This is a genomic window from Metabacillus sp. KUDC1714 (assembly GCF_014217835.1).
In the GTDB taxonomy this organism is placed as follows: domain Bacteria; phylum Bacillota; class Bacilli; order Bacillales; family Bacillaceae; genus Metabacillus; species Metabacillus rhizosphaerae.
In genome coordinates, this window is sequence record NZ_CP055263.1 from 149,144 (window position 1) to 171,196 (window position 22,053).

The 22,053-nt window shown below is 34.1% G+C and carries 29 protein-coding genes and 1 tRNA gene; 6 read left to right on the plus strand and 24 right to left on the minus strand.

All coding sequences use genetic code 11. The annotated features are described in order from the left end of the window. Position 1: 1 nt before the first annotated feature. The 8 genes from HUW50_RS00725 to HUW50_RS00760 form a co-directional block, all read right to left on the minus strand. Positions 2-883 carry a glycosyltransferase family 2 protein gene (locus HUW50_RS00725; protein ID WP_185653606.1) on the minus strand — a complete coding sequence of 294 codons (882 nt, stop codon included), beginning with the start codon at positions 881-883 and terminating at the stop codon, positions 2-4. Between the two features lie 5 nt (positions 884-888). Then, positions 889-1,998 (minus strand): glycosyltransferase family 1 protein, encoded by a 1,110-nt coding sequence (locus HUW50_RS00730; protein ID WP_185653607.1) that lies wholly within the window; start codon positions 1,996-1,998, stop codon positions 889-891. Next, positions 1,983-3,137, minus strand: a complete 1,155-nt coding sequence (locus HUW50_RS00735) for a glycosyltransferase family 4 protein (RefSeq protein WP_185653608.1) — start codon at positions 3,135-3,137, stop codon at positions 1,983-1,985. Before HUW50_RS00735 ends, HUW50_RS00730 begins: the two co-directional genes overlap by 16 nt. A 52-nt stretch (positions 3,138-3,189) precedes the next feature. After that, positions 3,190-4,071, minus strand: a complete 882-nt coding sequence (gene galU / locus HUW50_RS00740) for a UTP--glucose-1-phosphate uridylyltransferase GalU (RefSeq protein WP_185653609.1) — start codon at positions 4,069-4,071, stop codon at positions 3,190-3,192. An 18-nt stretch (positions 4,072-4,089) separates the two neighbouring features. Next, on the minus strand, positions 4,090-5,913 hold the full coding sequence (locus HUW50_RS00745; protein WP_066335063.1) for a polysaccharide biosynthesis protein: 1,824 nt from the start codon (positions 5,911-5,913) through the stop codon (positions 4,090-4,092). 16 nt (positions 5,914-5,929) lie between these two features. Continuing rightward, entirely contained in the window at positions 5,930-6,085 is a 156-nt protein-coding gene (locus HUW50_RS00750) for a hypothetical protein (RefSeq protein ID WP_157094428.1), read from the minus strand. A 233-nt stretch (positions 6,086-6,318) separates the two neighbouring features. Further along, entirely contained in the window at positions 6,319-6,987 is a 669-nt protein-coding gene (locus HUW50_RS00755; protein WP_260445639.1) for a CpsD/CapB family tyrosine-protein kinase, read from the minus strand. Next, the gene (locus HUW50_RS00760; protein WP_185653610.1) at positions 6,977-7,717 is read right to left on the minus strand and encodes a YveK family protein; all 741 of its coding nucleotides are present in this window, start codon (positions 7,715-7,717) and stop codon (positions 6,977-6,979) included. Before HUW50_RS00760 ends, HUW50_RS00755 begins: the two co-directional genes overlap by 11 nt. Positions 7,718-8,267: 550 nt before the next feature. Here HUW50_RS00760 and HUW50_RS00765 point away from each other — a divergent pair. Together HUW50_RS00765 and HUW50_RS00770 are read left to right on the plus strand one after the other, a co-directional pair. Then, positions 8,268-8,651: an XRE family transcriptional regulator gene (locus HUW50_RS00765; RefSeq protein ID WP_066335058.1), complete on the plus strand. Its 384-nt coding sequence runs from the start codon at positions 8,268-8,270 to the stop codon at positions 8,649-8,651. Then, complete coding sequence (locus HUW50_RS00770; protein WP_083964678.1) at positions 8,644-8,781, plus strand: anti-repressor SinI family protein; 138 nt, start codon at positions 8,644-8,646, stop codon at positions 8,779-8,781. The genes HUW50_RS00765 and HUW50_RS00770 overlap by 8 nt, the downstream gene beginning before the upstream one ends. Positions 8,782-8,816: 35 nt before the next feature. Here the strand turns inward: HUW50_RS00770 and HUW50_RS00775 are convergent, their stop codons facing one another. Continuing rightward, positions 8,817-9,404 (minus strand): hypothetical protein, encoded by a 588-nt coding sequence (locus tag HUW50_RS00775; RefSeq protein ID WP_185653611.1) that lies wholly within the window; start codon positions 9,402-9,404, stop codon positions 8,817-8,819. After that, entirely contained in the window at positions 9,401-9,646 is a 246-nt protein-coding gene (locus tag HUW50_RS00780; protein WP_185653612.1) for a hypothetical protein, read from the minus strand. The genes HUW50_RS00775 and HUW50_RS00780 overlap by 4 nt, the downstream gene beginning before the upstream one ends. 175 nt (positions 9,647-9,821) lie before the next feature. On the opposite strand from HUW50_RS00780, the gene HUW50_RS00785 reads away from it, so the two are divergent. Further along, positions 9,822-10,136 carry a DUF3889 domain-containing protein gene (locus HUW50_RS00785; RefSeq protein ID WP_066335043.1) on the plus strand — a complete coding sequence of 105 codons (315 nt, stop codon included), beginning with the start codon at positions 9,822-9,824 and terminating at the stop codon, positions 10,134-10,136. A 198-nt stretch (positions 10,137-10,334) separates the two neighbouring features. Here HUW50_RS00785 and HUW50_RS00790 read toward each other — a convergent pair whose 3' ends face one another. Genes HUW50_RS00790 through comGA form a run of 9 tightly spaced genes read right to left on the minus strand, consistent with a single transcriptional unit; the run spans position 10,335 to position 15,080 of the window. Continuing rightward, a complete protein-coding gene (locus tag HUW50_RS00790) occupies positions 10,335-10,526 on the minus strand; it encodes a YqzE family protein (protein ID WP_066335042.1) in 192 nt (63 codons plus the stop codon). A gap of 54 nt (positions 10,527-10,580) precedes the next feature. Next, complete coding sequence (locus tag HUW50_RS00795; protein ID WP_185653613.1) at positions 10,581-11,075, minus strand: shikimate kinase; 495 nt, start codon at positions 11,073-11,075, stop codon at positions 10,581-10,583. A gap of 43 nt (positions 11,076-11,118) precedes the next feature. After that, on the minus strand, positions 11,119-11,499 hold the full coding sequence (comGG, locus tag HUW50_RS00800) for a competence type IV pilus minor pilin ComGG (RefSeq protein ID WP_185653614.1): 381 nt from the start codon (positions 11,497-11,499) through the stop codon (positions 11,119-11,121). Then, entirely contained in the window at positions 11,499-12,032 is a 534-nt protein-coding gene (gene comGF, locus HUW50_RS00805; protein ID WP_260445640.1) for a competence type IV pilus minor pilin ComGF, read from the minus strand. The genes comGG and comGF overlap by 1 nt, the downstream gene beginning before the upstream one ends. Beyond that, the gene (gene comGE / locus HUW50_RS00810; protein WP_185653616.1) at positions 11,923-12,249 is read right to left on the minus strand and encodes a competence type IV pilus minor pilin ComGE; all 327 of its coding nucleotides are present in this window, start codon (positions 12,247-12,249) and stop codon (positions 11,923-11,925) included. Before comGE ends, comGF begins: the two co-directional genes overlap by 110 nt. Further along, on the minus strand, positions 12,236-12,688 hold the full coding sequence (gene comGD, locus HUW50_RS00815; protein WP_185653617.1) for a competence type IV pilus minor pilin ComGD: 453 nt from the start codon (positions 12,686-12,688) through the stop codon (positions 12,236-12,238). Before comGD ends, comGE begins: the two co-directional genes overlap by 14 nt. Then, positions 12,663-12,980, minus strand: coding sequence for a competence type IV pilus major pilin ComGC (gene comGC, locus HUW50_RS00820; protein WP_185653618.1), 318 nt, complete (start codon positions 12,978-12,980; stop codon positions 12,663-12,665). The genes comGD and comGC overlap by 26 nt, the downstream gene beginning before the upstream one ends. Positions 12,981-12,988: 8 nt before the next feature. Then, positions 12,989-14,023, minus strand: a complete 1,035-nt coding sequence (comGB, locus tag HUW50_RS00825; protein ID WP_185653619.1) for a competence type IV pilus assembly protein ComGB — start codon at positions 14,021-14,023, stop codon at positions 12,989-12,991. After that, on the minus strand, positions 14,013-15,080 hold the full coding sequence (gene comGA, locus HUW50_RS00830; protein ID WP_185653620.1) for a competence type IV pilus ATPase ComGA: 1,068 nt from the start codon (positions 15,078-15,080) through the stop codon (positions 14,013-14,015). Before comGA ends, comGB begins: the two co-directional genes overlap by 11 nt. A 296-nt stretch (positions 15,081-15,376) precedes the next feature. Between comGA and HUW50_RS00835 the strand changes: the two genes are divergently transcribed. Continuing rightward, positions 15,377-15,447: transfer RNA gene (locus tag HUW50_RS00835), tRNA-Gln, on the plus strand. Positions 15,448-15,755: 308 nt separating this feature from the next. Then, the gene (locus HUW50_RS00840; RefSeq protein WP_066334907.1) at positions 15,756-16,004 is read left to right on the plus strand and encodes a DUF2626 domain-containing protein; all 249 of its coding nucleotides are present in this window, start codon (positions 15,756-15,758) and stop codon (positions 16,002-16,004) included. 52 nt (positions 16,005-16,056) lie between these two features. On the opposite strand, the gene HUW50_RS00845 is transcribed toward HUW50_RS00840, so the two are convergent. Then, entirely contained in the window at positions 16,057-16,689 is a 633-nt protein-coding gene (locus tag HUW50_RS00845) for an MBL fold metallo-hydrolase (RefSeq protein WP_185653621.1), read from the minus strand. Between the two features lie 294 nt (positions 16,690-16,983). Between HUW50_RS00845 and HUW50_RS00850 the strand changes: the two genes are divergently transcribed. Beyond that, the gene (locus tag HUW50_RS00850) at positions 16,984-17,157 is read left to right on the plus strand and encodes a DUF2759 domain-containing protein (protein ID WP_066334902.1); all 174 of its coding nucleotides are present in this window, start codon (positions 16,984-16,986) and stop codon (positions 17,155-17,157) included. Positions 17,158-17,204: 47 nt separating this feature from the next. Here the strand turns inward: HUW50_RS00850 and HUW50_RS00855 are convergent, their stop codons facing one another. The 4 genes from HUW50_RS00855 to HUW50_RS00870 all read right to left on the minus strand — a co-directional run bounded on the left by HUW50_RS00855 (position 17,205) and on the right by HUW50_RS00870 (position 22,045). Next, entirely contained in the window at positions 17,205-17,522 is a 318-nt protein-coding gene (locus HUW50_RS00855; RefSeq protein ID WP_185653622.1) for an MTH1187 family thiamine-binding protein, read from the minus strand. A 16-nt stretch (positions 17,523-17,538) separates the two neighbouring features. Beyond that, positions 17,539-18,654 (minus strand): YqgU-like beta propeller domain-containing protein, encoded by a 1,116-nt coding sequence (locus HUW50_RS00860; RefSeq protein WP_185653623.1) that lies wholly within the window; start codon positions 18,652-18,654, stop codon positions 17,539-17,541. Between the two features lie 194 nt (positions 18,655-18,848). Continuing rightward, the gene (locus HUW50_RS00865; protein WP_185653624.1) at positions 18,849-19,979 is read right to left on the minus strand and encodes a M14 family metallopeptidase; all 1,131 of its coding nucleotides are present in this window, start codon (positions 19,977-19,979) and stop codon (positions 18,849-18,851) included. 161 nt (positions 19,980-20,140) lie between these two features. Next, positions 20,141-22,045 carry an LTA synthase family protein gene (locus HUW50_RS00870; RefSeq protein ID WP_185653625.1) on the minus strand — a complete coding sequence of 635 codons (1,905 nt, stop codon included), beginning with the start codon at positions 22,043-22,045 and terminating at the stop codon, positions 20,141-20,143. Between the last annotated feature and the right edge of the window lie 8 nt (positions 22,046-22,053).

The window sequence follows — 22,053 nt, forward strand, 5'->3', positions numbered from 1 at the left end:
ACTAAGTTTTTGTTTTAGACATAATCAAAAAATATAAGAATAATCCCAATGGAGTTGCAAACAATGTTAATATCTTTAATGGAGATTCTTTAATAAAACTTCTATTCTTTGAAATCAAACTACTAGAGACATAATGAATTGCTTGCCTAAATTTGAATTTCATGTCTGAAAATGGTAGTTTCATTAACTCCTTACGATAGAACGCAAAACCTTTTGGATTAACTCGATACTGTTTTAGCATATTTAATGATGAACCATCTGGTAAATACTCAACAATACAAAGGACTTCATTCATTAATAGCATTGGATATTCTTCATCTAACTTATGGTATTTATAGGCCAGACCAACATATTTTTCATTTTCAAAAATAGGATAGGGGTATTCTTTCGTTAATTCGGTTCTATATACAAGCTTTTTATCACCTATTACGCCTTGCTTGTTATAAAGCTCAAAAAGAGTTGATTTTTTTAAATGTTCTGGCATTTTTGTGCCTATAACTTCTCCATTCTTAAATGCATCAAGACCAATCACCCCACTTACTTGGTCATTTCCATGCTCTTCCCAGAATGAGAGAATCTTTTCTACTGCATCAACCGGCATATAATCATCTGAATCAATACATACATTTAATTCTGTATCAATATGCTCATATGCTGTATTATGGGCACCATGCATTCCCTGATTTTCTTGTTTTATATACCTTATTTCAACAACGCCTTCTCTTTTCCACTGTTCAACTAATTCCTGTGTGTTATCAGTAGATCCATCATCGATAATTAGCCATATGAACTCTTTGTTTGTCTGAGACTGTAAACTTTCATAGCAAACATGAAGACAATAAGCTCTATTATAGGTTGGAGTGAATACAGTTAATTTCTTCAACAAATTCACCTCACCATTTCCATGTAAAAATCATTAACAAAATTAGCAGTATTTTTTATATCATATCCTTGTTCAAATAGAGTCTGCTTTGAAATATTTCGGCTTACATCCTTAGCTGAGATTTTCCTTATTTCTTCTAACCATTCGTTTTTATTATCGATAGGTAAAAATTTTACAAGATCCATCCTCATATCCACTTCTTCGGTAATATTTTCTGAAATCAAACATGGTAATCCTGATCCCTGCGCCTCAATCAAAGTTACGGGTAAGCCTTCATGAAATGATGGAAAAACAAAAATATCAAATGCTTGTAACAAGTTATTGATATCACTACGAATTCCAAGAAACTTTACCTTTTCTTCTAATCTCAATTTTTTAACTTTTTCTTCAATATCAGATCGTAAATTTCCATCCCCAGCTAAAACTAAATAAGATTTAGGAACCACCTTATTTAACTCATTAAAAATATCAATTAAAAACGCATGATTTTTTTGGTGATTAAAGCGTCCTACATGACCTAAAACTAAACTGTCATGTTCTACTCCAAGCTCATCTCGAATCTGGTTTCGTATGTTCTTTGAAAATGTAAATTTATCAGTCTCAATCCCGTTTTTCAAAAGTTTCGATGAGTCAGCTTTGTTTTTAAATAACCATTCTGCAGCTAATTTTGAACATGCTAAAAAGTGAGTCGCTGTTTTTTCTATATTGCTACCTGCATATGATTTATAAAGCTTAGCAGCGAAACCACCTTCACTTTCAGTATTATGACTATGCGCTATCCGTACTGGAATCCCAGCTTTCTTAGCAGCCCTCAGAACAAATCCACTCATTTTATCCATGTGTGAGTGGACAATTTTGTATTGATTGTTTGCTATGAAAAATTGGTTTAAATTCTTTATGTAATGAAAATGTCCGCCATCAGTAATGTAAGGGATTCGGTGGATCTTTCCACCTAACTCTAAAATCTCCTGATCAAATTCTCCTTCATTGCATGTCAAAAAGTCGAATTGTAATTTCGAACGATCAATGTTTCGATATAAATTCATAATGAGTGTTTCTGCTCCACCACGATTCATATTAACGACCACATGCAATACTCTTATTTGGCTGCCCACCTTATCCCCTCCATTTCTTTCATATTTTTCTCATATAAATGGCTCTTTTCAATTAATATTGTTTTGATACTGTAGGTCTTTTCTATACTTTCTCGACCATTTTCACCTAGAGTTGTAATAAGATGCTTTTTATTCGCTAGTTGTTTAATTTTATTTGCCATATCAATTACATTATCTGGATTAACAGTCCAACCATTGTAAAGATTTTGAATGAGTTCATTATGCCCCCGATTTTCCGTCGCAATTACTGGTAGCCCACAAGCCATCGCCTCCATAATATTTACAGGCAACCCTTCTCGTAAGCTAGAAGCCACTGCCACGTCGCACATCGGAAGAAGATCTACAATGTCATTTCGATAGCCTAAAAAATCTACCATCTTTTCAACACCAAGCTCAGCGGTCAGTTTCCTACAATCACCTTGAAGAGCACCATCTCCTGCTAAGAGAAGCTTTGCATTCGGAACTTCGTCCTTGATTTCAACCAATGCTTTAATAAGAAACTGCTGATTCTTATTTTTATTAAACTCAGCAGCGAAGAAAAGTAAGAAATCTTCTTCTTTGTAATCTAATTTCTCTCTTCGCATACGTTTTTCGTTTGAGTTCATGGGCTTAAACCGCTCCGTATCAATCCCTACACCATGTACATGTTCAATCTCCCCCGCCATAAAACGATGCGAGATTGCTAGCTGGTAATCTTCCTCGTTTATGGTAATCAAGCAATCCGTATACCTGGCAAGTACCTTCTCAATCGGATAATAAAAAATCCAGTTCATGATCGGAGCTCCCTTACAAAAATGAAAACCATGTGCTGTATATAACACCTTTGTTCCATTTTTTCGAGCTTGCTTGGCTGCAAGCCTTGTAAGTACACCACCCATTGGTGTATGACAATGAATGATTTTGTAGTCATTTTCGTTAATAATTGATTTTAACTCTCGATAAGCTGCTACATTCTTAATGTGAAAGGGAGATCGCTGGATCGGTATATTGTATTTTTCATCTACAAAAGGAATCTCATTTTCACCACTTGCAGCAACATGGACCTCCCAGCCCTTCTCTTTAAACCATTTCAAAATCGGGAGATGAAATGCTTTGAAATGATAGTCAACCGTTGCACAGAATAGCACTTTATTTGTCATGGATTTTCACCCTTTTTTGAAGCATGAAAAAACACCCTAACATAAGCGGGTGTTAAATTTCAGTCACTTCTTTTTCGATTACTTTATTTAAAAATTCTAGCAGTTCGTACTTTAAGTCCTCACGTTGTAAGGCAAGCTCTATCGTTGTTTGGATAAAGCCCATTTTTTCTCCAACATCATACCTTTTTCCTTCAAAGTTATAAGCATAAATCGCTTCTAACTCGTTTAATGCAGCGATAGCATCTGTTAACTGAATTTCACCACCAGCACCTGGCTTTTGTTCAGCTAACAAGTCGAAGATTTTTGGACTTAAAATATAACGTCCCATTATAGCTAGGTTTGAAGGTGCTTCCTCTTGCTTTGGTTTTTCAACTAGATTGCTAACATTATAAAAACGCTCGCCTATTTCGAATCCATCTACAATGCCGTAACGTGATACTTCTTCATCTTTCACATGCTGAACACCAATAATCGATGCATTGTACCGTTCATATTGTTCAATCATTTGCTTTAAGCATGGCTTCTCTGCTCTTACGATATCGTCTCCAAGTAAGACTGCAAAGGGTTCGTTGCCGATAAACTTACGCGCACACCATATTGCGTGACCTAATCCACGTGGTTCTTTTTGACGAATATAGTGGATATCAACTAGTTTTGACGCCTTTTGAACCTCGTTTAGCAGCTCAATCTTTCCTTTTTCCATTAATGTATGCTCTAGCTCAAACGAGTGATCAAAGTGATCCTCAATTGCGCGTTTTCCTTTTCCCGTTACAATAATGATATCTTCAATCCCTGATTCAACTGCTTCTTCGATAATGTATTGGATTGTTGGTTTATCAACGATCGGCAGCATTTCTTTTGGCATTGCTTTGGTTGCTGGTAAAAATCTTGTTCCTAATCCCGCTGCAGGGATGATGGCTTTTCTTACTTTCACCGACGACACTCTCCTCTATTAAACTGAGACTAATTTTTTCTGGTAAGGTACTCGTTCATTTGCTAGATCTAGTAATGTTTTTCTTAAATGATCTCGTTCTAACGTCTTAAAGTTTTTAATAATATATTCAATTTCTTCTATATATAAATTAGATGTTTTACCAATGTAGATTTTTGGATAGATTTGTTCTTCATGAACCTCTTCTTTCTTTAAAAGCTCTTCGAAAAGCTTTTCGCCAGGTCTAATTCCAGAAAATTCAATCCCAATTTCATCAATATTATTTCCTGATAGTTTAATAAGGTTTTTAGCCAGATCGACGATTCTGACTGGGTCTCCCATATCAAGAACAAAGATTTCTCCACCCTTTGCTAAAGCCCCGGCTTGAATAACTAGTCTTGAAGCTTCCGGGATTGTCATAAAGTATCGGACCATATCTGGATGTGTTACTGTAACCGGTCCGCCATTTTGGATTTGTCTCTTAAATAATGGGATGACACTGCCTCTACTTCCTAGGACATTCCCAAATCGAACTGCGACAAATCTTGTTGCACTCATTTGATCAAAGTGCTGAATAAGCATTTCAGCCAATCTCTTTGTCGAGCCCATGACACTTGTAGGATTTACGGCTTTATCTGTTGAGATCATCACGAATGTTTCAACACCATGAATACTTGAAGCCTGAGCAATATTTTTTGTACCAATGATATTGTTTTTTACTGCTTCTTCTGGGCTTCGCTCCATAAGTGGAACATGTTTATGTGCTGCTGCATGATACACAACATTCGGCTGATAGATAGTCATTACATTCAACAGTTTGTCATAATCCTGTAAATCAGCAATTTCAGTTATGATATCGATCTTAGTATCCTTGAAAGATTCCTTCATTTCCATTTCAATCGAATAAATACTGTTTTCACCATGTCCTAGCAACACCAGTGTTTTTGGGTTGAATTTTGAGATTTGCCTACAAATTTCTGATCCGATTGAACCACCAGCTCCTGTAACAAGTACAACTTTGTCTGTGACATATTCACAAATACTCGTCATATCAAGCTCGATTGCTTCCCGACCAAGAAGATCTTCAACTTGTACGTCACGAAATTGATTTACTGAGACTTTTCCAGTCATTAGGTCCTCAAGCATTGGAATCATTTGTGTTTTTGCAGTTGTTTTTGCACATTCTTTAAAGATTTGATTGAGCTGCTTTTTACTTAAAGAAGGAATTGCAATAACGATGTTTGCGATATTTAACTTTTTCGTTATCTGTTCAATTTGCTCGACTCCGCCCATAACTGGTATCCCAAGAATATCTAGCTTCTGTTTGTTTACATTATCATCGATAAATGCAACAGGTAGTAATTCACCATCATGATTATTTATTAGCTGTCTTGCTACCATCGTTCCGGCTGATCCTGCTCCTACGATAAGAGTTCGTTCCTTATTTATTGTCTGTTTTAAATACGTATCTCGGTAAATTCTCCAAAAGAAACGTGAGCCGCCGATCAGTAATAAATGTATCATCCACGTAATGGCCAGAATTCTGTAATCAACCTGGTTTTGTACAAGTTGCTGAACAATCCCAGTTAAAATAATAGTGTAAGTTATAACCTTAAATATACTTATCAATTCACCAATGCTGGCATATTCCCAAGCTTTTTTATATAGCTTATAAATTAATGAAAATAGATGATGACCAAGTAATAACGTAATAGAAATAATAAACATTGGCATTGTTAAGGTTTGAAGATTTGGATTAATTAACTTTTGGCTAAAATAAATCGTTGATAAAACAATTCCTGAATCTAATAGAATTAATAACCAGATCCGACTATGATAGGACACTCTTTTTCACTCCTTTCTAGTTTTGTGACGTTTTCTTTAGCATAACCATTCGTTTTTCAATGGCGTAATCTAATACCTTTTTAAATTGCTCAAGCTGATCAATAGATGCATCTTGTTTTATGTAACGCACGAGCTTTTTCATGACCTTTGGAAATTGATCAAACTCCTTCATGCTTTCAGCTCCTTCTATTAAAATGATTACTTATAAATCTCACAATCGAGATATATAAGTAATTATTTTAATAATGTGGGCATTTAACCCGCCCTCACACCATACTCTTGACGACAAAGCGTCTAAGGTATCTTTCAACCCACAGCACGGCCGAGTACCTCCATTGATAAAGGCTAGGAGATATCACCTATAATGCACAAGTAATTCTTAATAAAGAACAAAATATTAAAAAATTATTCTCGTTCGTTCAAGATAACTCCCAACACTTTTGCCCTAACTAAGTGTAACAATCGATTTGCTTCAGCTGCTTTCTCTCGATCTGATTTACCACTATTCAGGACTAAAACAACTCCATCACATTGGCCAGCTAATAATTTCGTATCTGTTGTTTCAAGGACTGGTGGACAATCAAAAATAATAACATCAAATTCTTCTTTTATGTCTTTTATGAAAAAGCTCATTGCCTTTGATCCAATCAACTCTGTTGGATTAGGTGGAATTATGCCACTTGTTAATACTTCTAATCTTCCAATTTGAGTTTGGAATGTTGCCTCTTCTAATGGAATGCGTCCCATTAACACATCTGTTAAACCATAGGAATCCTTTAAGTTAAACGATGTGTGAAGGGTGGGTCTACGTAAATTTGCATCAATAAGCAATACTCTTTCACCTTGCTGAGAAATTGATATTGCCAAATTAATCGCTGATGTTGTTTTTCCTTCTCCTGATGATGGTGAAGTAATAATTAATGTTTTGTGCTTTTGATCAATTGATGAAAATTGAATATTGGTTCTTATTGTCCGAAATTGTTCAGCTATTTGTGAACTAGGATTTGTGTAGGAGACAAAATGGCGTTTTGTCATTTCCTTAACAGACTTCTTTTTATTCAGATTAAGAACCAAGTGTCTCACTCCTATATTCGAATTTAGTTTGCTTTTTTTTCTTTTTTTGCATGTTTTTCTTTTTCATTTTAGATACTGAGCCTAACACTGGGATTCCTAGCAATTCCTCAACCTCATATTCTTTTCTCACACTATTATTTAATGAATCTAGTAAAAATGCTAAACCTATACCGACAACGATTCCACCTATAAATGAGATGATAATTGTTTTGTTCTGGTCTTGATTAATTGGTATTGGTTCTTCTTTTGCTTTGGAAAGGAGCTTTACTTCTTTAAAATCCATAATAATCGGAATTTCCTCTTTATACGTTTCCGCTACTGAATTGGCAAGAATCGCTGCTTGCTTTGGATTTGAATCAAAGACAGTGATTGTTACAACCTGGGAATTTTCGATACTTCCTACACTTATTTTGCTACTTAATGCTTCAGGTGGATAGGGCAAGTCTAATTTTTTTACTACTTTATCTAAAACCGTTGTATCTTGGATAATAACCTTTAACGTTGTAATTAAACTGCTATCTGCTCCAATAATGATTCTGGATGTGGATTGGTACATAGGTGTGTAAGTAGCCATTGAGTAATACGTTCCTGCAGAAGTTGTAAGGATTGTAAGGAGAACGATGATCCACACATATCTTTTTAATACTTGAAAAACCTCTTTGAGATTAATTTCTTTTGCTTGCTTATGTTCACTTAAATGTTTATCCTCAAGCTCATGAAAGCTAGACATTTCAATTCACCTACTCATTAAATTTTATTCTTAATTAAGAACAAAAATTTCCACTAACATATATGTATTTATATTCTCAATTGAATTTACTGTTTTCTGTTCTATAAACTAGGATAGTTCACTATAAAGAACAAGTCAATATTTTTTAAGAAATATTTACAATTTTTATATAAATCTAATAAATGCTTAATAGTACTTCTCCCATGTATAAACCTTTATTTTTTATATGCTACTTTTACTAGTTAATTAATGCTCAATTATCATATTTATTTACTATCAAGATTATTACAGTATTATCAAATAACCCGTTCTTTAAAAAGATTCTTTATTGATTGTATCCTAAATAACTACTATCAATATATGCCAATTATACTATTTTTTAAAACACTGAAATTTACCATATTTTCGTTAAAAAGAACACTTTCCCCTGATAATCTCCTTTTTTCTCTTATTCTCATATGATCTTGACATTTTATTAAGAACAAATTGTTTCATATAATGAATGGTGCAAGACTATATTCTGGTAATTGAGGATAAGGAGAACGTCTACATGGTTGGAGAACGTTTAAAGGAGTTGAGGCAGGAAAAGGGATATTCGATTAGTGAATTAGCTGAGTTAGCAGGAGTTTCGAAATCTTACTTAAGCTACATTGAACGAGATGTGCAAAAAAATCCCTCGCTTCAATTTTTAAGAAAGATTGCTTCAACTCTTGAGATAGATGTTGAAGTTTTATTAGGTCCTTCTTCTTCTGAAATTAAATCAAGGGAGTTTGTTTTTGATGACGAATGGAGTCGTTTGTTAAACAAGGCGATTGAAGAAGGCATGAGCAAGAATGATTTCAGGGAATTCCGAGATTACTTGAAGTTTAGAAAGTGGAAGGAAACCAAAAGGCAAACAACAAACCTTATCCAGGAGGACAAGCTACATGAGTAAAGTGAAGGAAACAATCCAATTTAACCAGTTAGATCAAGAATGGATTGAATTAATGATGGAAGCAAAGAAGCTTGGATTGTCCTTTGATGAAATTAAACAGTTTCTTCACCATGGTAAGGATTGGAAGTAGCAAGAAGGCCGTCATCTGACGTCCTTCTTGCAATTCTATTCCTTTGAAACAGACACTTTGTAAACAAACACATCTTGATACAAATCAATTATTTCTTGGAATCTAGGATCATCCTCTTTTAATGTTCCGTTCATCAGTTTATTTCCATTATCTTCAATTGCCAAACCAATGATAATTTCCTCATTCAGTGTAAATGTAACTTCTTCTTCAAGCTTTTTGAAAAGTGAAGAGGCATTTACTTCTTCATATACACCATTTGAAACCATTGAATTAAACCCATTTTCATAAAGTACTATGGTCTTAAAGGTAAAACTTTTGTCTGTTTTTTCTTTTGTTATAACAATTGACTCCAATCTATTTTCTAAAGAATCTGCCATTTCTACAACATTTTCTTGTTTTACACCATCGTGATAATGTTCGACGATGATATTTAATAAATGCTCATTTGGAATTGATTTTACATCATAACCTAATACTTCTTGACCCATTAAGCCTTCAAGCAATTTAATTTCTCTCTTTGAAAAATCTGTTGGGGAAATTTTCATTTCATCTAATGAAGTAATTTCCTCAGATGAACACGCTGTTAGAAATAGAATAGATACAATGATAAGAAGCTTCCTCAATCTCCCCCACCACCGCCTCCACCATCTCCACCTGAGTCGCCACCAAAACCACCAAATGAATCATTCGAATCATGATGATCCTGATCATGCCTATGATCTGAATCACCGATTATATAAGGTGGAACAAAGGTAGAATCCTGCTTTCTTGATTTTACGTTTTTCTTTCCCTTCGTACTTACTACTATGCCAATTACAATAAAAAATAGTGTAATAAAAAAGATCGTAGAAATAAATGTAGCCATACTAATTCCCCCCTTAAAAATCTCTATTGATATAATATTATGATACCATCCAAACCTTTTACATGGTTGTACTTATTGTTGAGTTTATCTTATTTCTTATCTGCATAACACCTTGCAAACATGTATAGTTTTCATGATTATGGAAATAAATACATAACGAGGATGGTGTTTTTAGGTGAAAAAATGGATATTTCTTCTTACAATACTATACGGATTAACAGCTACGCAGGTTTCATTTTCACCTGAAGTTCATGCTGTTTCCCAAAAAACTTGGGAGGATGTCGCTGTCAATGAGACGAAAAAACGATATCCATTATCACAAGTATTGTTTTCACAGAAGATTTGGGACAAAGCAAAAAAGGATATAACGGTAAAACAATATCGCTTAACATTAAGAGAAGGTATGGAGGATTTTGCGGTTTACACAACAATAACCTTTGATTCTTCTTCTGGTGAAATAAAAAAAATCCAGGTTATACCTGAAGCATAAGTGAAACGAAGTGCTGACTTTTTAGATGATACACATTACGTGTAAAATTAAAAAGTCAGCCTTTTTCTATAGCTTCTTATAAGATTTAAAATACTAAATCACTTGATTAACGGGAATAAATGAAAGAATAATTTTGGGGTAATGTAACGTAAAAAACAGTACAATTTTCATTTAAGAAATTGTACTGTTCCGAAATACTTATTTTTTCCGCTTATTCATAATTAGCTTAAGCGAAAAGGGAAGCACTCCAAGCCATCTATTGCTATAAAATGTTGAAGACGTTTCAACATGCTTTCGTTCTTCTCGTTGCTGTTTACGTGCTTCCTTTGGTGTGTCCATATACTTTACGATTTGTTGGGTTACATATTTAACATAATCATTTGTTGACAAGGTAAAAACACCTCTAACCTTTTGTTCTCACCTCTATTTATTACCATAAGTTAGTTATTTTAATCGTGAAATAATTTCATTCACAATTTCTTCAATCTCTTTATTCGAAGTATCCACTGTGAATGAACAATCCTGGTAAAAAGCTACACGTGAATGATATAAAGCATGAAGTTCATCTTTTGTTTTCTTACTCGCTAAAGGACGATTTGTATCTGAGTGTACACGGTCATATATAATGTCAATGTCTGCATGCAATAAGATGATTTGTCCATTCTCTTTCATCAAAGCACGATTTTCATCTTTTATTACGATACCACCACCTGTTGTGATGATTACGTCCTCAGTTGGGAGTTCTTTGAGCATCTCTGTTTCTGCATCACGAAAAAAGCTCTCTCCGTGCTGGTCAAAAATCTCCTTTATGGTCATGTTTAGCTTTTTTACAATTTGTTGGTCTGAATCTAGTACAGGTAGATTTAGTTTCTCTGCTAGTAGTTCACCTACTGTTGTTTTCCCCGCTCCCATAAATCCGGTTAAATAGATAGCCTTCAAAATAAATATCCTCCACGTTTTTCTTTATACAATAACACAATTGCTAATATTCAGACCATACAATCATTTCATTTTTTATAAGATCATATTGAAAGTTCGCCGTATATTGTTTGTTTTTAGGTGATTCACAAGATATTTGTACTTCATAAACACTAGAGGTGATTTCGCTGATAACATATGTGAAGCTACCATTTATTGTGTTTGTAACAGTAGCTTCATTTATTTTTGCTGTTCTATTTTTAATTTCAAATAATGATTGATCTACCGCCAGCTGCATTAAGTTATCGAGTAGATAATATTGTTCTGTTTCGGAATAGAAGTGCTTTTCACTAATAAGTGAAGTCGAGATATGCGCTACAATTAACAAGCAAAATAGGACAATAACCATGGTTGTTGGAAAAATAAATCCTTTTTCGTTTCTCATTAATTTGACCTTTCCTTAAAGGTTCGGAAAGTATGACGATAGTTCTTCCCTGCTATACTTTCTACAAATAGTTGAACGCCTAGGAGATCCTGTTGGAATTCAACATTTTTCACTTTAAGTAAAAAGATTTCATGTCCTTTGCCATCAACTTGTCTGCGAATTAAGTTCTTATATTGACTAATTCTGACTAATTGGCCTTGTTTGTTTATAAAGGTTATTTCTGATTTATTAGCGGTAATGTTACTTGCTTCTTTCAAATCTTTATGTAATTGAATGACAAATAGTTCCCATTCATATGGCCTTAAATCTTCTGGATGTTGGGAATGCGAAAGTAAAAAGTGGAGAATGATTGTCAAAGTAGAGATGATGATCGAGTAGATAAAGAAGGAAAGAAGCAGATTCAAAAAGGTATAGCCCCGTTCGTTATGAAACAAGAAAGCAAACTGATTTCGTTTTTTTGAACGAATTCGTCCAATACAAGCAAGCTCTTTTATACTTTTCTTCCTCCTCCCATGATAGGTTGTATTGTACATCTTCTTGAACAAACTCCTCATTTACCATAGGAGCATTGTTAAGTGCCACCTCTTGCGTTTTTTGATGAAGAATTTTATATGCCTTTAGGGATTCCTGAGTATTCATCCTCTCTTGTGTTAAGAGGACTAGCTGTGGAATGAGAATCGTGACAATTAAACTCCACATACTAAATGCAGCAATGGTTTCTGCAAAGGAAAATCCTTTACAATTTTTCAATTTTCATCCTCCCTTTTCCTAGATAAAAAATGACTTTATAGCTACTACCATTATATGTGATGAGCATTGTTCCACTTTTTTGTATAGATCCATTGCTATTAAAGGTTACTCGATTCTTTAAAGTAACACCTTCTATTTGAATTTTATGCTGATAATTACTACTTAACAAGGTTTTAGCTGATTCACCTGTTACGATCTTATATTGGTTTCTTTCAACTGCAAATAAGATATAAACAGGTTCGTCATTTACTAAAGCATATTGCTGTGCATACATCATATCTTTTTCAAATTGCTCCAAAAAGGTTTCGATCACTTTTTCATGATAAATTGGCACAATATTTACGATGAGCACAAAGCTCATAATGGTAACGATCGAAAGTACTAGAAGTGATTCTACAAGTGTAAATCCATTTTTATGGGGCTTCTGGTGCTGTTCCACCCTCAGTTACCTCACCAGTTGCAGATATTACAACACTATTCCCATTAGGACATACTGGTGTATCCCGTAAGTAACCTTCAGCTACAAGTTCAGCAACACTTGGTGTATTTGTGTTGTCGATCTCATAAGCTGTTGCTTGTGCCTGGACCATATTAATTAAACCATCACAGCCCTTTTCTTGAATGCTTGAATTATGCTTTGTCACATTAGGGATCGTGATTAATAAGAGTACAGAAATAACCAATAAAACAATTAGCATTTCGATTAGGGTAAAACCTTTTTGATTTTTCATTTTTCCTCCTAAATATTTTCCATCATTTTGTACATTGGTAGTAGCATGGATAAATAAACAAATAAAACGACAATCCCGACAAAGGCATAAATAGTCGGTTGAATGATTGTCATAGCTTTGACGATTTTTTGTTCAAGTTTTTCTATAACAAATTGACTATACATATATAGCTCCCTTGCCAGCTGTCCATCAGCCTGTCCATGTAAAATCACAAGGGCAAGCTCCTTCTCATAAAATCCTCGATTTTCTATAATTTGATTAAGTTTTGCACCTGATTTTAACCTTTCAATTAAATGGCTAGCTTCAATTCGATAAAAGGGTAAAATATTTTGATTTTCAAATATTTTTAAGCTTTCAAATGTCGACATCCCTCCTCTCAAAAGATTGCTAAGCTGTAGAGCAAAGAAATAGCTATGAAACATAATAAAGGTATTTTTTACAATTGGAATTTTGATTAAAGTTTTCATTTGCTCATCGATTGGTTTCTTCTTATAGATGAGTAAATAATAGAGAAGAATTGCGATCGCCAAAGTTAATCCACCAAACCCGGTCCACTTTAATGCTGAGAAAACAAACAATAGAAATACCGAAAAGAAGGATGCTTCTATATTCATTGAATCGTAAAGCTGCTGAAATTGTGGCGTAATAACGGATTGAACGATCGACAGGATCATAATAACTGTTATGATAAGAAAGAGTGGATAACGAAGTATTTTAGATAGTTTTTCTAGGTGTGTCATTTTTTTATGGAGAATTTCACTGCTTTCTCTTAAAGCAAATTCCATATCACCGTGCTGCTCGGCAAAATAAAGATAACTTATGACGTCACGATGAAAATGTAAACTTGTTAAAGCTTTTCGAAATGAATGTCCTGAAGAAAGCTGCTCTAAACAAGCTAATAAGTCACCTTGTTTGCTCCCGTTTTCATTTACATACAGGAAATTCAATGCTTCATTTAAGGTATAACCCTTTTCAAGCATACTACTTAATCTTTTTAAGAGAATTGCTTGATCCTTTAAGCTCCATTTTTGGTTAATCTTCATATCGAAACACCCAGCGGTCATATGAATTAGGATATAGGTATCCAAGTGCAATGCCTTTTTTGATCACATCCTTTAACATTGGATAAGAATATGCTGAAACTTCTCCTTTTGCTTCCTTTACAACCGCTGTAAGGTTTTTACCATAAAGCAATTCATATACACTTAAACGTCTTTTTTTCCTTAATTTCTTACAAAAAGGAGAACATTCACCTTCACAAAATGGGCACTTAAGCTGTACGAGGCGCTGAGCTGAAACTGCGATCAATGTTTGTTCTATTTCAGATAGACTTACATCGAATTCAAGTAGCCTGTATATCGCACCCTTTGCATCTCTTGTATGCATTGTAGAGAGTACTAAATGGCCTGTTAGACTAGCTCTAATCGCAATCTGGGCTGTTTCACGATCTCGAATTTCACCAACCATTATTATATCCGGATCGTGTCTTAAAATTGCCTTTAACCCTGCAGCGTAGGTAATTCCAGCTTTTTCATTAACTTGAACTTGCAGTACTTCTGCACTTTTTGTTTCAACTGGGTCTTCTAGCGTAATAATATTTCGGTTAAAATGACGCTTTGCATAGTGGATAAGTGAATATAAAGTGGTTGTCTTACCTGAGCCGGTTGGACCGGTAAATACCATTAACCCGTGAGAATGGTTTAAAATTGAGAGCAATTTGTTTGTTGTAGCAGGAAATAAGGATAATTGTGTAATTGGGGGAATTTTCTCTTGAGGTAAAATTCGGATAACAAGGCTTTCCTCATGAATGGTAGGTAGTGTTGATAACCTGAGATGCACATTAATATTTGTTGTTGAGATAGATAGTGCTCCGTTTTGTGGTCGTCTCCTTTCGCCAATATCCATTGAAGCAAGAAATTTCAAATGAGAAATAATTCGCTCACATATCTCTTTTTTCATCGAGTGTTTTTCGATTAAGTCGTCATCTACCCTAAAATGAATTAACGTTTCTTGTTCTTTAGGAACAATGTGTATATCTGAAGCACGTAATGCACAAGCTTCTTCTATTAGTCGTTCACTCAGCTGTTCAATGGTTTGCATTTCATCTTCTCCCTTCCTCACTTCTTTTCATGTAAGAACATTGTATAAAATGTTCAGCAGAAAATCACATTAGGAAAATTGAATTTTGTATTTTAAGTTATTCTATTTTCATTAACACATTTTTAAAAATTCATATGAAAAATAGATGAATTTTGTTTTGAAAAGAAAATATTCGTACATAATACTAAATGTTGTTACATAGCATTTGATTTGCCAAGGGCTAACATATGACTCTTTTCCAATATGTATTTGCTCTTTATCTATTTTTAATTTTTACTGAGTACGCTTATTATTAATGGGCTATAGCCAGCGGTAAGGCAACGGACTTTGACTCCGTCATGCGTTGGTTCGAATCCAGCTAGCCCAGCTATTAAAGAGTCATCTGTCGCTTTCGCAGATGACTTTTTTCATTAGTTGTTATCAATCAAATATTGAATATTTCTTTACAAGAGGTTTTTCTTTATTACTTTGTGGAAGGTATACTGTAAACGCTATTTACAAGTATGTAAAAGGTACATTATAATAATTAGAGTGATGGACTTGTATACACGAGTATGATTTGTCAAAAGCTATCATTATGAAGATGTAATTTGTAAATCACATCATTTTGATTTTGAACCTGTATGACAGGGCATTAATACAGCTTGTGGCAAAGCCAACAAAGGAGGGATACATATGGATCGTATGTTTCGAGTATTAGGTTTCTGGACAGGAATCTTCGCTGTTATGTTTTATCTTGGTGACATGAAGACTACTTCCTTACTATTTTTCGGGCAAACTGGGTTTTTCGTCTTTTTATCTTACTTAAAATTATCCGAGCGCATGTACATTTATATCTTTGGTGCTTACTTAACGGTTTTCTTTGTCGGATTTACGTATTGGACAACATTTATGATGATTCCTGGTCAAAGCGTTGGACACTAATTACTAAAAAACAGGTAGCCCCTTTTTGGGACTACCTGTTTTTTCTTTCTAATCAAAACCCATTCAAAAACGGATTTCTCTCCATTTCTAATTCGATACTCGTTTCAGGACCATGACCTGACAATACTAGGGTGTCCTCAGGAAGTGTAAGAAGTTTATCATGTATGCTTTTAATTAATTGTTCATGATTCCCCCCAGGTAAATCTGTTCTGCCTATGCTTCCTGCAAATAAGGCGTCTCCAGAAAAGACAATTCCTGCTTCAGCAGCGTAAAACGAGATACTTCCTGGTGAATGACCAGGGGTTTCATATACCTGTAATGAAAAATTTCCAATTGTTAGTGTACCTTCACTTTTAATTAATTCATCAGCTGCAGATACTTTCACAGCTCCTGCCATAAAAAATTGCGAGCCATTTAATGATGGATCAGTTAGCCAATCCTTTTCATTTTTATGTACATATACAGGTAACTTCCACTTATTACGAATATCATCGACCGCTCCTATATGATCAAAGTGAGCGTGTGTTAGTAAAATAGCTACTGGCTTTAGGTGTTGCTGTTGCAAGATGTTTGTCAGCTTGTTCGCATCCCCACCTGGGTCGATTATTAAGCACTCTTTCTCTTCATTCGAATAAATATAACAATTTGTTTGAAGAGGTCCTAATGGTAATTGTCTCCACTTCATCTATATACCTCCAAGTTTTATTCAATAACTATTATTTTACACTATTCTTTTGTAATAGGATATCTTGATATCCATGATTGAACTTTATTCAAAATGGTCATGCTAAAATCAAATTGATTAGTAAAGTACCGTGAATTTTCCATAATTAATTACATTTTGTCTTTCACTATATGGAAAATAAACTCGACAAACGTCTTGAAACCGATTAAAATATTAGAAGGACTTGTTTGTATCTTGTACATTTACTAAGCGATACAATGAAAATGATCTACATAGAGTAAGGGGGCTTTTTTAATGGGCTTAGTTATTATTTTCGGACTTGTTACCATTCTTGCAATTTTTGGCTTTATTCGTTCACTTAAAGAAAAGAACCTTCTTGGTGCTTTCTTTGCGTTTGGTACTTTAGCTGTATTCGGATGGTTTGCAGTCATGACTGTCTTACATCACGGTTTCCCAACTGCACACTAAAGTATAATGTAAACAACCCCTTAGCATAATTGCTAAGGGGTTTTAAATTATTCTTCTGTTATATGCTTCTGTACACTTTCAAGCTTACCCACCATAGTTGTTTTTTTATCGCGTCGATCGTCTATACGGATATTTGTAGCTACTCTTTGTATTCCTTTATTGAAAGGAGCTTCATGGATCGCAGTTATTACCTCAAATAGAGTAGGTAGCTCCCCTTCAATGATTGTGTTCATAGGTGTTAACTGAAATTTAATTTTACCTTCATTTTCAAATGATTTTAATATATGCTGAATGTCTGCTACATACTCGCTAACGCTTGGATTATTTGTCCCTACTGGGATTACTGTTACATCTACTATTGCCACCTTAAATACTTCCCTTCTAATTTAATTTAACTAGTTCTTTAATTGCTTTATCTTCTAAATGAATTATATGTTCATATCTAGCACCATATAATGCGTACTCCCCGTTCGGTGAAAGCTTAAACGGTAAATTTTCAATAGTTTCAATAATCGTTTGCTTTTCTTGTGTTTCAAGATTAAAACAGATTAGAGAAAAAGATGTTTTTGCTTCATTTACTTCAAACATATAAAATATATTTTCCTTGCTATCCATATCATGATAAGGAATAGACCATTCTGAATACAACGCAACTAATCTTGTAGGCATTTCCGTTAGTTTACTTTTACTTTTCAAATCATAAAACCGTACGACAGCTGTACCATTATCATCTACTAGTTCAAATGTTGACATTACCTGATTAAAATTTGAGTTTGACACTACACCATTCGCAAGCTGTGTTTCCTTTTGGTTCTCAATATTGTAAATATATAGGGGAGCAGTTATTGATGGAGTTTCTTGATCCCACTTCAAATAAGATATTTCCTTATCGTTAAGCCATTGGATAAATGGAAAATCAACCGGATTCTTTGTGATATCATTCTCATCAACATTGAGCATATATGTTTGAAATGTCCAATCTTCACTGAAGCTAGAAATAAAAAGCTGATTAAAGTTAATTTGGTTCCATGTGTACTGTAGCTCGTATGATTCTATCTTTGTACTGAATTTCACCTTTCCATCAGTATCCAAAATAGTCAATTCTGCCTCATAGCTTGTGGGACTAGTATGTACAAAGAAAAGGGTATGATTAGCATTTGCTTCAAATTGTACAATCGGTGCTTGTGATTCAAAAAATAAGGAGGATTTTCCTGTAAATAAGTTATATGTATGTATTTCAGAACCATCTACATCATTAGTGATATAAAGTAGAGTTTCATCATCTTTCCAATCAGCAACAGAATGAAATAAGCTTTCGTTTATTTCTAGCGGAATTTTCGCTTCTTTTTCAAAAGATTGATTTACTGACTTTTCTTCAGGTTGAAGTTCCCGCATTGATGAAAGCTCTTTTTTTTGGTCTGGTTGATGAGATGGATTACAGCCTGCACCAAGAAGTAGGCTTAACATAAGTAATGATATAATTTTAGTTAATCTCATCAACTCTCTTTTCACCCCGTCTCTAATGTACTATTTTATTTATATTAATTCTATTCGTATCATTTGAAAAAATACTCTCTATTAGTCATACGTTTTTAAAGAAGATTTTGTTTCACTTTTCAAGGGGATTTTTCATATAAAACTAATTTCAGAAAGGTATTGGTGAATGCCAACACCTTTATTTGAATTTCCCGTTACATATATAATGCTGATAAAAAAATACCTTTACTTTTCCGATAGATCTCATCAAATTGTGAAAATGGTAATGGATTTTGTCCAAACCCTAATTCAACTGTAAAACCTGGCTTTCTCCATTCGTTTACATACCAATCACGGAAACCTGCATGGCTGTCAATATCTCGAACAGCCTTATAGCCACTTAACCTCTCAAATTCATTTACAATGCGTCCTGCCTCTTCAGGCTCCTTTCTAAGGTAGCCCCAATATATTTCCTCACCCTGTGTATGAAAAGCAAGTACACGGTCAAAACCATGCTTTTTAACAAGCTCAGCGAGTGCAATAGCTTCAGGTTCTGTTAAAGGTCCATCTCCAGGATAATCACGAGGTGCCGGTGATTTTGGCTCTTTACGTTCTTTTTCAATTTCCCAATTAACAGGATACTGGTTATTAAGATCAATTCCCCTGATATTCGCTTTCCATTGAGAAAAATCAAGACTTTCGTCATTCATTTTATAAAGAGAAGCTTTATATTCCGAGTGATTTGGCACGCCATTTAAGACAAGATCCACACCATCAGGGTTTACCATTGGGACAAATGAAAGTGTCGTATCTTTATATAAAGATAAACAATCATGCCCTGCAAATTGTTCACCTTTGACTAACGCTCCCAAGTAGTCTGAAAGCCAGTGCATCATAATGCTAGTTGTGATCCATTCATTAGCATGAAAGGAACCATTCATATGGACTTTTTTATGTCCCTTGCCGATTGTTAATTCAATGAGTGGGCTACCTAGAACACTATGCCCAATAATCTCTTTTTTAACAAATGGATAAATTTTAAGTAAGAGATCGATGTCTTTATATAAGCTCTCTGAATCATAGGGCTTCTTTGTATAAAGAATTGTATCACGTTGACTGTTTTCATGCACCCTTGGTAATGATTTGTTCATAAGTTCTACTAATTCACTGTTTTCAAGCACTAACTCACAATTATAAGGAATGCTTAACTGTGTATTCGCTTCAATAATATCTGTTTCGAACTTTTTATTTACATTGCTATCAATTATTAATTCCTTTTTAATCTCTAAATGTTTTGCAAGCAAATTCAACGAAATTTCTTTCTTTGTACGAATGATCGTCATCATATTATCCTCCTCAAGCCCATTTATTACTAGCTTATGTAGAAGGAATTAGATTGTTGTTATGAAACGAAGATTCATTTAATTATCTAGAATCAAAAAAGCTGACTCGGCAAGACATTCCCCTGAGGTGGGGAATGGTCCTTTTCTCGAGTCAGCTTTATTAGCTAATTTTTTTCAGTTGTTGTATTTTCTGATTCTGCATCAACAGCTTCGGTTTCTTTACCATAGAACCGCAGAAGGTCTCCATATATTATTTCATCTGAGTAGTTAAGCTCTTGCTTAGCTTTCTCCATATATGGTTCACATATAGCTTGATCTGCTTCTTCACCTGTAGCCTTGTCATAACAAACACCACGTGTGTAGACGTTATTTTCTGTTATAAAGCTTCCGTCCCTTAATACAGTAAATGAAAGCTTTTCATCAGAGAATACATCTGTTCCAAACTGAATTTGTTCACTAGTATCAATACCAAGTAGGCTCATAATTGTTGGTCTGATATCAATTTGGCCAGCAACTTTTGAGAAAGTTTGTGGTTCTTTATCAGTGACACCAGGAATATGAACAATAAATGGTACTCGTTGTAATTGAATTGTTTCAAAAGGAGTAATTTCTTTACCCAAGAATTTTTCCATAGCTACATTATGGTTCTCGGAAATTCCATAGTGATCACCATATAAGATGATAATGGAGTTTTCGTATACGTCTGTTTCCTTTAACTTTTCAAAGAAATGTTTAATGGATTCGTCCATATAACGTACAGTTGGAATATATTGATTTAATGTTTTACTGTTTGAATCAAATTCATCAATCAATTTATCCTCTTCACCTAATTCAAATGGGAAGTGGTTTGTTAACGTAATAAGTCTTGTATAGAAAGGTTGTGGAAGATTATCAATATGCTGTACAGATTGCTCCATAAAGTCTTTATCTTTTAATCCCCAACCAATAGAGTTCTCTTCAGTTACTTCATAATCATTCACATCAAAGAAACGATCATAACCAAGTGTATTATACATAATATCGCGGTTCCAGAAACTTTTATTATTGGCATGGAAAATTGTTGAATAGTATCCATAATCCTTTAAAAGCTCAGGAGTTGCAGTGTATTCATTGCTACTGTTTGTGAAATATACAGCTCCACGACCTAATGGATACAACGAGTTATCCACGATAAACTCTGAGTCAGATGTTTTTCCTTGACCAGTTTGATGATAAAAGTTTTCAAAATAATAACTTTCATTAATTAAGTCATTTAAAAACGGAGTGATTTCTTCCCCATTTAATTTTTCGTTAATAACAAAGCTCTGTAATGATTCTAACGATAGTAAAATGACGTTTCGTCCTTCAGCAACTCCATTTAAGTCATTTGAAGGTTCCTTACGGTTTGCATTCACATAGTTTTCAATTTCAGTTAGGCTATTGCTATCTGCTAAAGCACGTTGAGCAGATGTCTTCGATTGTAAAAATGCATCATAAATATGAAAGTTATATACACTAATATTCTTTACTAGCATTTCACGGTCAAATGAACGTGTTAATAATTGTGGGCGCTCTGTTTCTGCAAGTCCTAAGTTAAAGAAAAATACAGCTGCAACTAATAAGAAATATGCAGATCTTTCTTTACGTGTTAATTGTGAAGAAGACTTAAACGTTGGCTTTTTTAATAACCAGAATAATATTGCAATGTCAACAAACATTAATATATCCGTAGGTAAAAATAAACCACTAATACTACTTCCTAAATCTCCCATATTGCTTGTCTGAAATAAAACGGGAATTGTTAAGAAATCGTTAAAGAAACGATAGAAAACCATATTCGCTAATAATAGGCCTGTTACAAATATACTTGCGCCAAATATATAGCGGTTTCTATTCTTTTCTTTCATAAATAACCCGATTCCAAAAATTAGCAGCAAGAAACTTAATGGGTTAATGAATAGGATAACTTCTTGTGTGAAGTTTTCAATTTTGATATCAAAGCTAGTTTTATAGACAATGTATGTTTTTATCCACATAAATAACGTTGCTAAAAGTAAAAATGAAATTTTAGAAAAAGATTTCTTACGCATACATTTAC